This is a genomic window from Pseudomonas poae (assembly GCA_028869255.1).
Taxonomy (GTDB): Bacteria; Pseudomonadota; Gammaproteobacteria; order Pseudomonadales; family Pseudomonadaceae; genus Aquipseudomonas; species Aquipseudomonas poae_C.
In genome coordinates this window covers 6,479,254-6,494,326 of the sequence record CP110972.1, presented here as the reverse complement: position 1 = coordinate 6,494,326, position 15,073 = coordinate 6,479,254, and the positions used below count along the sequence as shown (strand labels likewise).

The window sequence follows — 15,073 nt, the reverse complement described above, 5'->3', positions numbered from 1 at the left end:
ATGGGGCTGCCGGGGCCCAGACTTATCTAGTGCAGAACTCAGTTACCGCTAGAGTTCAGCGCTTCGGTCAGTGCAGCTTCCACTTCACTGGCGCTTACGCGCAGCGGCTTGTCAGCATCACGGCGACGCTTACGCTCGCTGTGGTAAGCCAAACCGGTACCGGCCGGGATCAGACGACCCACGACCACGTTTTCTTTCAGGCCGCGCAGGTAATCGCGCTTGCCGGTTACCGCTGCTTCGGTCAGTACGCGAGTGGTCTCCTGGAAGGAGGCCGCCGAGATGAACGACTCAGTGGACAACGACGCCTTGGTGATACCCAGCAACACACGAGTGAACTTGGAGACAAATTTGTCTTCCGCGCCCAGACGTTCGTTTTCTACCAGTACGTGAGTCAGTTCCATCTGGTCGCCCTTGATGAAACTGGAATCGCCGGATTCAGCGATTTCAACTTTACGCAGCATCTGACGCAGGATGGTCTCGATGTGCTTATCGTTGATCTTCACGCCTTGCAGACGGTAAACGTCCTGGATCTCGTTAACGATGTACTTGGCCAGCGCACTCACACCCAGCAGACGCAGGATGTCGTGTGGATCGCTTGGGCCGTCGGAGATAACTTCGCCGCGGTTTACCTGTTCGCCTTCGAAGACGTTCAGGTGACGCCACTTCGGAATCAGCTCTTCATACGGATCGCTACCGTCGTTCGGGGTAATAACCAGACGGCGCTTGCCTTTGGTTTCCTTACCGAACGCGATGGTGCCGCTGACTTCAGCCAGAATCGACGCTTCTTTCGGACGACGCGCTTCGAACAAGTCGGCAACACGCGGCAGACCACCGGTGATGTCACGGGTCTTCGAAGTTTCTTGCGGGATACGCGCGATAACATCACCGATCGCGATCTTCGCACCATCCGCTACACCGACCAGGGCGTTGGCTGGCAGGAAGTACTGAGCGATAACGTCAGTGCCTGGCAGCAACAGATCCTTGCCGTTGTCATCGACCATCTTCACGGCAGGACGGATGTCTTTACCGGCAGCTGGACGATCTTTCGCGTCGAGTACTTCAATGTTGGTCATACCGGTCAATTCGTCTGTCTGACGCTTGATCGTGATGCCCTCTTCCATGCCCACGTAGGTCACGGTACCTTTCATTTCGGTAACGATTGGGTGAGTGTGCGGATCCCACTTGGCCACGATTGCGCCAGCGTCGACCTTGTCACCTTCTTTAACCGAAATCACAGCACCGTACGGCAGCTTGTAACGCTCACGCTCACGACCGTAGTCATCAGCGATTGCCAGCTCACCGGAACGGGACACAGCAACCAGGTGGCCATCCACTCGCTCAACGTGTTTCAGGTTGTGCAGACGGACGGTACCGCCATTCTTCACCTGAACGCTGTCGGCTGCGGAGGTCCGGCTTGCCGCACCACCAATGTGGAACGTACGCATGGTCAGCTGGGTACCCGGCTCACCGATGGACTGGGCAGCGATAACGCCGACCGCTTCACCGATGTTCACCTGGTGACCACGAGCCAAGTCACGGCCGTAGCACTTGGCGCAAATGCCGTAGCGGGTTTCGCAGCTGATCGGCGAGCGAACGATCACTTCGTCGATGCTGTTGAGTTCGATGAACTCGACCCACTTCTCGTCAACCAGGGTGCCGGCAGGAACGATAATTTCCTCGGTACCTGGCTTGAATACGTCACGGGCAATAACACGACCCAATACGCGCTCACCCAGCGGCTCTACAACGTCACCGCCTTCAATGTGCGGAGTCATCAGCAGGCCGTGCTCGGTGCCGCAATCGATCTCGGTTACAACCAGATCTTGTGCAACGTCTACCAGACGACGAGTCAGGTAACCGGAGTTAGCGGTTTTCAACGCGGTATCCGCCAGACCTTTACGAGCACCGTGAGTGGAGATGAAGTACTGAAGTACGCTCAAACCTTCACGGAAGTTCGCAGTAATCGGCGTTTCAATGATGGAACCGTCCGGCTTGGCCATCAGGCCACGCATACCGGCGAGCTGACGGATCTGCGCAGCAGAACCCCGTGCGCCCGAGTCGGCCATCATGTACATCGAGTTGAAGGATTCATGGTCGACTTCGACGCCATGACGGTCGATGACTTTCTCTTTCGAGAGGTTGGCCATCATCGCCTTGGACACTTCGTCGTTCGCCTTGGACCAAAGGTCGATCACCTTGTTGTACTTCTCGCCCTGGGTTACCAGGCCGGAGGCGTACTGGCTTTCGATCTCTTTCACTTCGTCAGTGGCAGCACTGATGATGCGGGCTTTTTCATCCGGGATAACGAAGTCGTTAACACCGATGGAAACGCCGGAAATGGTCGAATAAGCAAAACCGGTGTACATCAACTGGTCAGCGAAGATCACGGTCTCTTTCAAACCAACCACGCGGTAGCACTGGTTGATCAGCTTGGAGATCGCCTTTTTCTTCATCGGCAGGTTGACGACATCGTACGACAGACCTTTTGGAACAACTTGATACAACAGCGCACGGCCGACAGTGGTGTCGACAATACGGGTGTTGCTCACGCTGCCGCCATCACGGTCGTTGACGGTTTCGTGGATCCGCACTTTGACCTTGGCGTGCAGTGCGGCTTCGCCGGCACGGAACACACGGTCAACTTCTTGCAGGTCAGCGAACACACGACCTTCGCCCTTGGCGTTGATCGCTTCACGGGTCATGTAGTACAGACCCAATACAACGTCCTGCGACGGAACGATGATTGGCTCACCGTTGGCTGGCGACAGAATGTTGTTGGTCGACATCATCAACGCACGCGCTTCCAACTGAGCTTCCAGTGTCAGCGGTACGTGCACGGCCATTTGGTCGCCGTCGAAGTCGGCGTTGTACGCAGCACAGACCAGAGGGTGCAGCTGGATAGCCTTACCTTCGATCAGTACCGGTTCAAACGCCTGGATACCCAGACGGTGAAGAGTCGGTGCACGGTTGAGGAGAACCGGGTGTTCGCGAATCACTTCAGCGAGAACGTCCCAAACCTCTGGCAGCTCGCGCTCGACCATTTTCTTGGCCGCTTTGATGGTGGTCGCGAGACCGCGCATTTCCAGCTTGCCGAAGATGAATGGCTTGAACAGCTCAAGTGCCATCTTCTTGGGCAGACCGCACTGGTGCAGACGCAGGGTCGGGCCTACGGTAATTACCGAACGACCGGAGTAGTCAACACGCTTACCGAGCAAGTTCTGACGGAAACGACCTTGCTTACCCTTGATCATGTCAGCCAGGGATTTCAGAGGACGCTTGTTGGAACCGGTGATAGCGCGGCCACGACGACCGTTGTCGAGCAAGGCATCGACGGCTTCCTGCAACATACGCTTTTCGTTGCGCACGATGATGTCCGGAGCGGACAGATCAAGCAGGCGCTTCAAGCGGTTGTTACGGTTGATCACGCGACGGTACAGGTCGTTGAGGTCGGAAGTCGCGAAGCGACCGCCATCCAACGGTACCAGCGGACGCAGGTCTGGCGGCAGAACCGGCAGAACGGTCAGCACCATCCACTCTGGCAAGTTGCCGGAACCCTGGAAGGCTTCCATCAACTTCAGACGCTTGGACAGTTTCTTGATCTTGGTTTCGGAGTTGGTTTGCGGAATTTCTTCGCGCAGACGGCCAATCTCGTGTTCCAGTCGATAGCGTGCAGCAGTTCACGGACAGCTTCGGCACCCATACGGGCATCGAAATCGTCGCCGAACTCTTCCAGCGCTTCGAAGTACTGCTCGTCGTTCAGCAGCTGACCTTTTTCAAGGGTGGTCATGCCTGGGTCGATAACGACATAGCTCTCGAAGTAGAGAACGCGTTCGATATCACGCAGGGTCATGTCCATCAGCAAGCCGATACGCGACGGCAGCGATTTCAGGAACCAGATGTGGGCAACCGGCGAAGCCAGTTCGATGTGCGCCATGCGCTCACGACGAACCTTGGCCAGTGCGACTTCAACGCCGCACTTCTCGCAGATCACACCACGGTGCTTCAAGCGCTTGTACTTACCGCACAGGCACTCGTAATCCTTTACCGGGCCAAAGATCTTGGCGCAGAACAGGCCGTCACGCTCAGGTTTGAACGTACGGTAGTTGATGGTTTCCGGCTTTTTAACTTCACCGAACGACCACGAACGGATCATCTCAGGCGATGCCAACCCAATACGGATGGCGTCGAACTCTTCGACTTGACCCTGGTTTTTCAGCAAATTCAGTAGGTCTTTCAAGGCCTTTCCTCCTGGCGGAGCAGAGAGCGGGCTAAGCAGCCCCGCTCTCGATTCGCGTCACGTGTTATTCGGTTTCCAGATCGATATCGATGCCGAGGGAACGAATTTCTTTGATCAACACGTTGAAGGACTCGGGCATGCCCGGCTCCATACGGTGATCGCCGTCCACGATGTTTTTGTACATCTTGGTACGACCGTTCACATCGTCCGACTTCACTGTGAGCATTTCTTGCAGAGTGTAAGCAGCACCGTATGCTTCCAGTGCCCAGACCTCCATCTCCCCGAAACGCTGACCACCGAACTGAGCCTTACCACCCAGCGGCTGCTGGGTAACCAGGCTGTACGAACCGGTAGAACGAGCGTGCATCTTGTCGTCTACCAAGTGGTTCAGCTTCAGCATGTACATGTAGCCAACAGTAACCGGGCGCTCGAACTTGTTGCCGGTACGGCCGTCGAACAGCTGCATCTGGCCGCTTTCTGGCAGGTCTGCCAGTTTCAGCATGGCCTTGATTTCGCTTTCCTTGGCACCGTCGAACACCGGGGTAGCCATTGGAACGCCGCCGCGCAGGTTCTTCGCCAGGTCCAGGATTTCCTGGTCGGAGAAGGTGTCCAGCTCTTCGTTGCGACCGCCGATCTCGTTGTAGATCTCGTGCAGGAACTTACGCAGGTCTGCGACCTTGCGCTGCTCTTCGATCATACGGTTGATCTTCTCGCCCAGACCTTTGGCCGCGAGGCCCAGGTGGGTTTCGAGGATCTGACCAACGTTCATACGCGAAGGTACGCCCAACGGGTTGAGGACGACGTCGACCGGGGTGCCATTGGCATCGTGCGGCATGTCTTCAACCGGCATGATCACGGAGACCACACCTTTGTTACCGTGACGACCGGCCATCTTGTCGCCCGGCTGGATGCGGCGACGGATTGCCAGGTAAACCTTGACGATTTTCAGCACGCCTGGAGCCAGGTCATCGCCCTGCTGCAGTTTGCGCTTCTTGTCTTCGAACTTGTCGTCCAGCAGACGGCGGCGATCAACGATGTAGGCCTGGGCCTTCTCGAGCTGCTCGTTCAGAGCATCTTCAGCCATGCGCAGTTTGAACCACTGGCCATGCTCAAGACCGTCGAGAACTTCGTCGGTGATGTCCTGACCTTTCTTCAGACCTGCGCCGCCTTCAGCCTTGTGGCCTACCAGAGCGGAACGCAGACGTTCGAAAGTCGCGCCTTCAACGATACGGAACTCTTCGTTCAGGTCCTTGCGGATCTCGTCGAGCTGGGTCTTCTCGATGGACAGTGCACGAGCATCACGCTCAACGCCGTCACGGGTGAAGACCTGTACGTCGATGACAGTGCCCTTGGTACCGGTAGGTACACGCAGGGAGGTGTCTTTAACGTCGCTGGCTTTTTCACCGAAGATCGCACGCAACAGCTTCTCTTCCGGAGTCAGTTGAGTCTCGCCTTTCGGAGTGACCTTACCCACCAGAATGTCGCCAGCGCCAACTTCAGCACCTACATAAACGATACCGGCTTCGTCCAGTTTGTTCAGTGCAGCTTCACCCACGTTCGGGATGTCTGCAGTGATTTCCTCCGGCCCAAGCTTGGTGTCACGTGCCACACAGGTCAGTTCCTGAATGTGGATCGTGGTGAAGCGGTCTTCTTGAACAACACGCTCGGACAGGCAGATGGAGTCTTCGAAGTTGAAGCCGTTCCATGCCATGAACGCGATGCGCATGTTCTGACCCAGTGCCAGCTCACCCATATCGGTGGACGGGCCGTCGGCCATGATGTCGCTACGCTGAACGCGATCACCCTTGCTCACCAGCGGACGCTGGTTGATGCAGGTGTTCTGGTTCGAGCGGGTGTATTTGGTCAGGTTGTAGATGTCGACACCGGCTTCGCCAGTTTCAACTTCGTCATCGGCAACACGAACCACGATACGGCTGGCATCAACGGAGTCGATCACGCCGCCACGACGAGCCACGACGCAAACGCCGGAGTCACGCGCTACGTTACGCTCCATGCCGGTACCTACCAGCGGCTTGTCAGCACGCAGGGTGGGTACAGCTTGACGCTGCATGTTGGAACCCATCAACGCACGGTTGGCGTCATCGTGCTCCAGGAACGGGATCAGCGACGCTGCAACCGAAACTACCTGCTTCGGCGAAACGTCCATCAAGGTGACGTCTTCCGGCGCCTTGACGGTGAACTCGTTCAAGTGACGAACAGCTACCAGCTCGTCGATCAGGACTTTCTTGTCGTTCATCGTGGCCGAAGCCTGAGCGATCACGTGATCAGCTTCTTCGATGGCGGACAGGAACACGATCTCGTCGGTGACCAGAGCGTCTTTCACAACTCGGTACGGGCTCTCGAGGAAGCCGTACTGGTTGGTGCGCGCATAAGCGGCCAGGAGTTGATCAGACCGATGTTCGGACCTTCCGGCGTTTCGATCGGGCAAACACGACCGTAGTGCGTCGGGTGTACGTCACGCACTTCAAAGCCTGCACGCTCACGGGTCAGACCGCCCGGGCCCAGTGCAGAAACACGGCGCTTGTGGGTGATCTCGGAGAGCGGGTTGTTCTGGTCCATGAACTGCGAGAGTTGGCTGGAACCGAAGAACTCTTTCACCGCCGCAGCCACTGGCTTGGCGTTGATCAGGTCTTGCGGCATCAGGCCTTCGCTTTCAGCCATCGACAGACGCTCTTTGACCGCACGCTCAACACGTACCAGGCCAACGCGGAACTGGTTCTCGGCCATTTCGCCTACGCAGCGAACACGACGGTTACCCAGGTGGTCGATGTCATCGACGATGCCTTTACCGTTACGGATGTCGACCAGAGTCTTCAATACCGCGACGATGTCTTCCTTGCACAGCACGCCCGAACCTTCGATTTCGGTACGACCGATACGACGGTTGAACTTCATCCGGCCGACCGCAGACAGGTCATAGCGCTCAGGGCTGAAGAACAGGTTGTTGAACAGGGTCTCGGCAGCGTCTTTGGTTGGTGGCTCGCCAGGACGCATCATGCGATAGATCTCGACCAGCGCTTCCAATTGGTTGCTGGTGGAGTCGATCTTCAGTGTGTCGGAGACGAACGGACCACAGTCGATGTCGTTGGTATACAGGGTCTCGATGCGAACAACCTGGGCCTTGGCGATTTTGGCCAGGATCTCGGTGTTCAGCTCAGTGTTGCACTCAGCCAGGATTTCGCCTGTAGCCGGGTGAACGATGACCTTGGCGGTCGTGCGACCCAGGACGTAGTCCAGAGGCACTTCCAGCGACTTGATACCGGCTTTTTCGATCTGGTTGATGTGGCGCGCAGTAATACGGCGACCAGCCTCAACAATGACCTTGCCATTTTCGTCCTGGATGTCCAGAACGGCAATTTCACCACGCAGACGCGATGCGATCAGTTCCAGGCTGAGGGTTTCATCCTTCAGGCTGAATACGTTGGTGGTGTAGAAAGCGTCCAGCACTTGCTCAGTGGTGTAACCGAGCGCGCGCAGCAGTACCGAGGCCGGCAGCTTGCGACGACGGTCGATACGCACGAACACGCAGTCTTTCGGATCGAACTCGAAGTCCAACCACGAACCGCGGTACGGAATGATCCGCGCGGAGTACAGGAGCTTGCCGGAGCTGTGCGTCTTGCCGCGGTCGTGGTCGAAGAACACGCCCGGGGAACGGTGCAGCTGGGAAACGATAACACGCTCGGTACCGTTGATAACGAAGGTACCGTTTTCAGTCATCAGTGGGATTTCGCCCATGTAGACTTCTTGCTCTTTGATGTCCTTGATCGCTTTGTTCGACGACTCTTTGTCGAAAATGATCAGACGGACTTTTACCCGCAAAGGTACGGCGTACGTAACACCGCGCAACACGCATTCTTTGACATCAAATGCCGGTTCGCCCAGGCGATAACCGACGTACTCCAGCGCAGCATTGCCGGAGTAGCTGATGATCGGGAAAACGGATTTGAAGGCCGCATGCAGGCCCACGTCGCGGAACTGATCTTTGGTCGCTCCCGCCTGCAAGAATTCACGATACGAATCCAGCTGGATAGCCAGAAGGTACGGGACATCCATGACGTCCGGCAACTTGCTAAAGTCCTTGCGGATACGTTTTTTCTCAGTATATGAGTAAGCCATCAGCGTTCCCCAGCTTGGTCACCTGCTTGTTTGGCCCCTCCGACGGGAGCAGCCAGAAAATCTTGCAAACCCCATGGTTTGCACCACCGCTTCGGGTGGCTACAGCGCGTTAATGGCGGCGACCGAGTCGACAGCCAAGAACGGAAAAAGGCCGGTGGCAAGAGCCACCAGCCATCAGCCTTCAGCTTAACGCTTGGGCTGGAGACGCAAGGTCGATGCTTACTTCAGCTCGACTTTAGCGCCTGCTTCTTCCAGAGTAGCTTTGGCTTTGTCAGCTGCGTCTTTCGACACTGCTTCCAGAACCTGGGCAGGAGCGCCGTCAACTACAGCCTTGGCTTCTTTCAGGCCCAGACCGGTCAGTTCACGTACTGCCTTGATCACGTTTACTTTCTTCTCGCCAGCTTCCAGCAGCATGACGTTGAATTCGGTTTGCTCTTCAGCAGCAACAGCAGCAACAGCTGGGCCAGCGGAAGCAGCGGCAGCGGAAACGCCGAATTTTTCTTCGAAAGCTTTGATCAGCTCAACAACCTGCAGAACCGACATTTCAGCTACGGCGTTGAGGATATCGTCTTGGGAGATAGACATTGCTGTATTTCCTGAATTGGGGGACGGCCTACGCGGCCATCGAAATAAACAAAAAAACGCGAGAGAAGTTGCTCAGCCTCAGGCTGCTGCAGCTTCTTTTTGCTCGCGAACTGCGGCCAGAGTACGAGCCAACTTGCTGGTAGCGCCTTGAATCACGCTCATCAGCTGAGAAATAGCTTCGTTACGGGTCGGCAGTGTTGCCAGTACGTCGATTTGGTTAGCTGCGAGGAACTTGCCCTCGAACGCAGCTGCCTTGATCTCGAACTTATCCTGACTCTTGGCGAATTCCTTGAACAAACGGGCAGCAGCGCCTGGATGTTCTTTGGAGAACGCGATCAGAGTCGGGCCGGTGAACACGTCGTTGAGGACACTGTATTCAGTGTCAGCAACAGCGCGCTTGAGCAGGGTGTTACGTACAACACGTACGTATACGCCAGCTTCACGAGCCTCTTTACGGAGTCCGGTCATAGCGCCTACTGTCACACCACGGGCATCAGCCACGACAGCGGACAGAGCAGCTTTGGCAGCCTCGTTGACTTCAGCGACGATGGCCTTCTTGTCTTCGAGATTAATTGCCACGGGTTTAACTCCTGCTTGTTACCGTTTCATCTGGCCGAAGCCGGATGTCGTTTTGGTGTCTGATTCGGTAAGGAACCGGGAGCACCATCTGCGTAGGCTTATGGTTTAAGACTTGCGTCGCCTACGGTCTTGGATAGCCCCCGCCAGGCAGGGACCCCAATTTTTTCAATTGGCGCAATCGCTTGCGCCAATCTGTGTCTTATACGTCCAGCGAGCCTTGGTCGATGACCAGACCTGGGCCCATAGTGGTGCTCAGGGTAACGCGCTTGACGTAGATACCTTTCGAGGAAGCCGGCTTGATACGCTTCAGATCAGCGATCAGGGCTTCAACGTTTTCCTTCAGCTTGACGGCATCAAAGCCGACTTTGCCAACGGAGGTGTGAATGATGCCGTTTTTGTCGGTGCGATAACGAACCTGACCAGCCTTGGCGTTTTTAACCGCGGTAGCTACGTCTGGGGTTACGGTGCCGACTTTAGGGTTAGGCATCAGGCCACGTGGACCCAGGATCTGACCCAGTTGACCTACAACGCGCATTGCATCCGGGGAGGCAATAACTACGTCATAGTTCAGGTCGCCGCCTTTCATTTCGGCAGCCAGGTCGTCCATGCCAACGCGATCAGCGCCGGCGGCCAGAGCAGCTTCAGCTGCTGGGCCTTGGGTGAAGACAGCAACACGTACAGTCTTGCCAGTACCGTGTGGCAGCACAGTAGCGCTACGAACGACCTTGGTCGGATTTACGTGGGTCAACACCCAGGTTTACAGCAACGTCAACGGACTCGCTGAACTTGACAGTCGACAGCTCGGTCAGCAGGGCAGCAGCGTCTACAAAGTTGTAGGCCTTGCCTGCTTCGATTTTGCCGGCGATAGCCTTTTGGCGCTTGGTCAGCTTAGCCATTACACACCCTCCACGTTAAGGCCCATGCTACGAGCAGAACCGGCGATGGTACGCACGGCTGCATCCATATCAGCTGCAGTCAGATCCGCGTTTTTGGTTTTCGCGATTTCTTCCAGCTGAGCACGAGTTACGGTGCCAACCTTAACGGTGTTAGGACGAGCGGAACCGCTAGTCAGACCAGCAGCTTTCTTCAACAAAACCGAAGCCGGGGTCGACTTGGTTTCGAAAGTGAAGCTACGGTCGCTGTATACAGTGATGATCACTGGAGTCGGCAGACCTGGCTCAAGACCCTGAGTACGGGCGTTGAAGGCCTTGCAGAACTCCATGATGTTCACGCCATGCTGACCCAGAGCTGGACCGACGGGTGGGCTAGGGTTGGCCTGAGCGGCCTTCACTTGCAGCTTGATGTAAGCGGTAATCTTCTTGGCCATGAGGCACTCCAATTACGGGTTCGAACGCCTCGAAAGGCTCCCCGGTTACTTGCGCGTTTATCCCAGTGACGACAAAACCCCACAGCCTAAGGCTGCGGGGTTGGGATGCTTGCTCAGCTAGACCTTCTCGACCTGGCTGAACTCCAACTCTACCGGAGTAGAGCGACCGAAAATGAGCACTGCCACTTGGATCCGGCTCTTTTCGTAGTTAACTTCTTCGACGGTACCGTTGAAATCAGCAAACGGACCATCCGTGACACGAACAACCTCACCCGGCTCGAACAATGTCTTCGGCTTAGGCTTGTCGCTACCGTCAGCAACACGACGCAGAATTGCTTCCGCCTCTTTGTCAGTGATCGGAGCAGGTTTATCAGCGGTACCGCCGATGAAACCCATGACACGAGGAGTGTCCTTGACCAAGTGCCAAGTACCTTCATTCATGTCCATCTGAACCAGCACGTAGCCAGGGAAGAACTTGCGTTCACTCTTGCGCTTCTGGCCATTCCGCATTTCAACCACTTCTTCAGTGGGAACCAGAATTTCGCCGAAGCCATCTTCCATGCCTGCGAGCTTTACGCGCTCCAGCAAAGAGCGCATAACATGCTTCTCGTAACCCGAGTAAGCATGCACAACGTACCAACGCTTAGCCACGGGACACCCTTAGCCAACAATCAAGGAAACAAGCCAGCCGAGCAGGGAATCAAGCCCCCACAACAGCAACGCCATAACCAGAACAACAGCCACAACAATCAACGTGGTCTGCGTGGTTTCTTGGCGAGTCGGCCAAACGACTTTACGGATTTCGGTGCGAGCTTCCTTTACCAGGACTGCGAACGACTTGCCTTTGGCAGTCTGCAGGCCTACAAAGGCAGCTACAGCAGCAAGAGCAAGCAAAGCGAGTACGCGGTACAGGATCGGCGAAGCAGAGTAGTACTGGTTGCCAACAACGCCTACGACCACCAACGCGACTACAGCGAGCCACTTGACGAGATCGAAACGAGAGCTTTGAGCTTCAGCCTTAGGAGTCATCTATGAAGATCCTGTGAAAAGAAAGCCAGACACACCACGTGAATCTGGCAGGTCAGGAGGAATCGAACCCCCAACCTACGGTTTTGGAGACCGTCGCTCTGCCAATTGAGCTACTGACCTAAAACAAAATCAGGCCGACCATTATGCAGGCCTGAAAAAGACTTTACAACAACCAACCCCACTAGACTTGAAATCACCTGACGACAAAGCCAGATACAACACCATCAAGCCGAGGTAGCTGTTAAAACAAAGGCAGATATTTTCATATCTGCCTTGTTATATGGAGCTCTTGAGCGGATTTGAACCGCTGACCTCACCCTTACCAAGGGTGTGCTCTACCAACTGAGCTACAAGAGCGAAACACCGTGCACAACCTGCAAACTTGGAGCGGGTAGCGGGAATCGAACCCGCATCATCAGCTTGGAAGGCTGAGGTTCTACCACTAAACTATACCCGCGGAGCTTGCAGCTCACGCTAAAAATGGTGGAGGGGGAAGGATTCGAACCTTCGAAGTCGTAGACGTCAGATTTACAGTCTGATCCCTTTGGCCGCTCGGGAACCCCTCCTAAGCGAGCCGGCATTCTACATCACGCCGGCCTTCTGTCAAGCATTTTCTCATTAAAAATATGAGGTTAGCTGCGTTGACCTTTGCTTCACCCTTCAGACCGTAAAGGTCTTCACTGCGAAGCGGGCGCCATTCTATGCAAACTATTCGACAGTTGCAACGCCTTCGCACAACATTATTTTATGTTTTAACTCATTGAATTCCTTAGCAAGGTTCTCAAACGGCAGATCATCAGCCAGGCGTCGGCTTTCTGGGGCCACTCGAAGCCAGTAACCCCAGGCATCAGGCGTGTTCAGCAATAGGACCTTGACCTTGATATCCAGGCTCGTGAGACGCTGCTCGACCGACTGCGCCTGGCGCTGATCCGCAAAACCACCGATGTATAAGCAGGTATTCGACGCATCAGACGCTTTTGCCCGATCCCTACGCACCACGGCGTCGGCAGACTCACTCAGCAGGCGGATATCCTGCTGCGAGCCTCGATAGAGACTTAGAGGCGTTACATCCTTGGCCCGCAACGGGGCCTCTTGCTGATGCCATATGTAGTAGAAAGCGTTGAGGACAAGTAGAAGCAAAAACAGCCAACGCATAATCACCTCAAGATAAAGGGCACGCCATCGCCAACCCCACAAACACCAGGTCAGGCACAAGTCGAGCCTGCGGCACCGCATCCGATACCAGCTCAGCATCCCCGCCGGTCAGGAATACACTGAAGTCATCACCCCAGTAGGTTCGAGCCAGCTCAAGCTGGGTCAGCACAAACCCTCTGAGCATCAACGTGCAGCCGCGCTCTACCGCCTCCACAGTCGAACGACCTGGGGCGAGGCGCTCCAGAGCCCTTTCGGCAGAGACATCGTCGTAGCGTATCTTGCGCGTATGGGTGCGCAGTTGGTTACGCATCAGAGGCATACCTGGACAGATGAAGCCACCCAAGTGCTGACCGTCCGCAGCAATGAAATCTGCAGTCGCTGCCGTACCGAAATCAAGCACCAGGCAAGCGCCTGATGCCAATTTGAATCCACCCAGCATCGCCAACCAGCGATCAAGCCCCCAGACGCTCGAAATCTTCATAGCCGTTGCGCACTCCCGCCATTTCACGCGCAGAAGCTGCGCAAGAAACGACAACGCCAAAAGCCTCCACCAACGCGCTGACCAGCTTGGTCGTTTCTTCCTGAGCACGAACACTCACCAATCGGCAGCGCGTCAGCAACAAGCCGGGCAGCGCGACCAAGCTTTCAATCAATGCGCTATCCGAACCTACGACACCTTCCGCGGAGGCGTTCGCCAGGTCCGAATCGAGTACCCGCCACTTGATAAAGCTATTCCCACAGTCGAGCTCAAGAATCATCACGCAACCTCAGGCTTAACTCACCACCACTGTATATTTTCTCAACCCCATCAACACTTAAACGCAACGCGCCTTGACGGTCGACCCCCAGCACCACGCCATCCACCTGGTTGACACCCGCTATAAGGGATACCGCCCTGCCCTGCCATGCGTGATTCTGCTCCCACTCCTCTTGAAGCTCTGCAAAGCCGGTCGCGCGATGCCGGTCCAGGTAGCCTTGCAACTGCAGGCCCAATTGCGCCACCAGCGCATTACGATCGACAGGAGAGCCCGTTTCGAGCTGCACAGAGGTCCATTGTTGATCGACCTCATCAGCCTTCTGCATATTCACGTTGATACCTATTCCAAGGACAACGTGGCAGATGTCAGCAGGATCGCCTACCAACTCCAGCAAAATCCCGGCAATTTTTTTGTGCCCCACCAAGACGTCGTTTGGCCACTTCAAGGCCGCACCCTGCACACCTGACTCGCGCAGGGACTGCATGACGGCCAGACCGACAACGAGGCTCATTCCCTCCAGCTGCCGAAGACCGCCCTCAATTCGCAGCACAAGGCTGTAATACACGTTCTGGGCGAAGGGGCTGACCCACTTGCGACCGCGCCTGCCTCTTCCTGCTGTTTGCTGTTCCGCAAGCACCAGGAACGGCGCCGCACACCCACTATCAACAAGGCGCAAGGCCTCGGCGTTAGTGGAGTCAATGGAATCGGAGATATGAACGGGCCAGCCCAAGCAAGGCGCATTCCGCTCAATGTCATCAGCGTTCAGAAACACCAGCGGCGACGCCAACTGATAGCCCTTGCCACGGATCTTATGGATGGGCAGATTCAATTCAGCCTCAAGGTGCTGGAGCTGCTTCCAGACAGCACTGCGACTAACGCCAAGGGCAGCGCCAAGTGCTTCTCCAGAGTGGAAGCGGCCATCTTTTAGAAGTTCTAACAACGTCAGCATGCAAGTATCGCCTCACAATGAGGCACGCATGATAGCCATGCGCAGGGTCATTGCATAGAAAGGCGGGACTTTAGGCACTGAAGGGGCCCTTAGCACTTTCCGACCGCCCAAAAACAAAACCCCTGTTTGCGTTAGCAAACAGGGGTTCTGGAATTTAATCTTGACGATGACCTACTCTCACATGGGGAAACCCCACACTACCATCGGCGATGCATCGTTTCACTACTGAGTTCGGGATGGGATCAGGTGGTTCCAATGCTCTATGGTCGTCAAGAAATTCGGGTACTGAGTCGTGACCAGCTGGCCTCGCTTCAGCA

Annotated in this window: 7 protein-coding genes, 4 tRNA genes, 1 rRNA gene and 4 pseudogenes; all 16 read right to left on the bottom strand. The window is 55.8% G+C overall.

The features are described from left to right. Positions 1 to 38: 38 nt before the first annotated feature. The 16 genes and pseudogenes from rpoC to rrf all read right to left on the bottom strand — a co-directional run bounded on the left by rpoC (position 39) and on the right by rrf (position 15,030). A pseudogene (rpoC, locus tag LRS56_29470) lies at positions 39 to 4,237 on the bottom strand (DNA-directed RNA polymerase subunit beta'). 64 nt (positions 4,238 to 4,301) lie between these two features. Then, a pseudogene (gene rpoB, locus LRS56_29465) lies at positions 4,302 to 8,374 on the bottom strand (DNA-directed RNA polymerase subunit beta). 219 nt (positions 8,375 to 8,593) lie between these two features. After that, a complete protein-coding gene (gene rplL / locus LRS56_29460; protein ID WDU62767.1) occupies positions 8,594 to 8,959 on the bottom strand; it encodes a 50S ribosomal protein L7/L12 in 366 nt (121 codons plus the stop codon). Positions 8,960 to 9,037: 78 nt separating this feature from the next. After that, positions 9,038 to 9,538, bottom strand: coding sequence for a 50S ribosomal protein L10 (gene rplJ, locus LRS56_29455; GenBank protein ID WDU62766.1), 501 nt, complete (start codon positions 9,536 to 9,538; stop codon positions 9,038 to 9,040). 199 nt (positions 9,539 to 9,737) lie between these two features. Next, positions 9,738 to 10,434 (bottom strand): annotated as a pseudogene (gene rplA, locus LRS56_29450) (50S ribosomal protein L1). After that, on the bottom strand, positions 10,434 to 10,865 hold the full coding sequence (gene rplK, locus LRS56_29445) for a 50S ribosomal protein L11 (GenBank protein ID WDU62765.1): 432 nt from the start codon (positions 10,863 to 10,865) through the stop codon (positions 10,434 to 10,436). Before rplK ends, rplA begins: the two are co-directional and overlap by 1 nt. 117 nt (positions 10,866 to 10,982) lie before the next feature. Beyond that, positions 10,983 to 11,516, bottom strand: coding sequence for a transcription termination/antitermination protein NusG (gene nusG / locus LRS56_29440; protein WDU62764.1), 534 nt, complete (start codon positions 11,514 to 11,516; stop codon positions 10,983 to 10,985). A 9-nt stretch (positions 11,517 to 11,525) separates the two neighbouring features. Next, a complete protein-coding gene (secE, locus tag LRS56_29435) occupies positions 11,526 to 11,894 on the bottom strand; it encodes a preprotein translocase subunit SecE (GenBank protein WDU62763.1) in 369 nt (122 codons plus the stop codon). Positions 11,895 to 11,939: 45 nt separating this feature from the next. Beyond that, positions 11,940 to 12,014 (bottom strand) — tRNA-Trp (locus LRS56_29430). Positions 12,015 to 12,175: 161 nt separating this feature from the next. Further along, positions 12,176 to 12,251: transfer RNA gene (locus LRS56_29425), tRNA-Thr, on the bottom strand. A gap of 26 nt (positions 12,252 to 12,277) precedes the next feature. Then, positions 12,278 to 12,351, bottom strand: a tRNA-Gly gene (locus tag LRS56_29420). Between the two features lie 24 nt (positions 12,352 to 12,375). Next, a tRNA-Tyr gene (locus LRS56_29415) sits at positions 12,376 to 12,460 on the bottom strand. Between the two features lie 142 nt (positions 12,461 to 12,602). Further along, positions 12,603 to 13,049 carry a hypothetical protein gene (locus LRS56_29410; GenBank protein ID WDU62762.1) on the bottom strand — a complete coding sequence of 149 codons (447 nt, stop codon included), beginning with the start codon at positions 13,047 to 13,049 and terminating at the stop codon, positions 12,603 to 12,605. Between the two features lie 7 nt (positions 13,050 to 13,056). Continuing rightward, positions 13,057 to 13,807 (bottom strand): annotated as a pseudogene (locus LRS56_29405) (pantothenate kinase). After that, positions 13,797 to 14,756, bottom strand: a complete 960-nt coding sequence (gene birA, locus LRS56_29400; GenBank protein WDU62761.1) for a bifunctional biotin--[acetyl-CoA-carboxylase] ligase/biotin operon repressor BirA — start codon at positions 14,754 to 14,756, stop codon at positions 13,797 to 13,799. The pseudogene LRS56_29405 and the gene birA overlap by 11 nt, the downstream one beginning before the upstream one ends. A gap of 158 nt (positions 14,757 to 14,914) precedes the next feature. Then, positions 14,915 to 15,030 (bottom strand): 5S ribosomal RNA (gene rrf, locus LRS56_29395). Positions 15,031 to 15,073 lie beyond the last annotated feature (43 nt).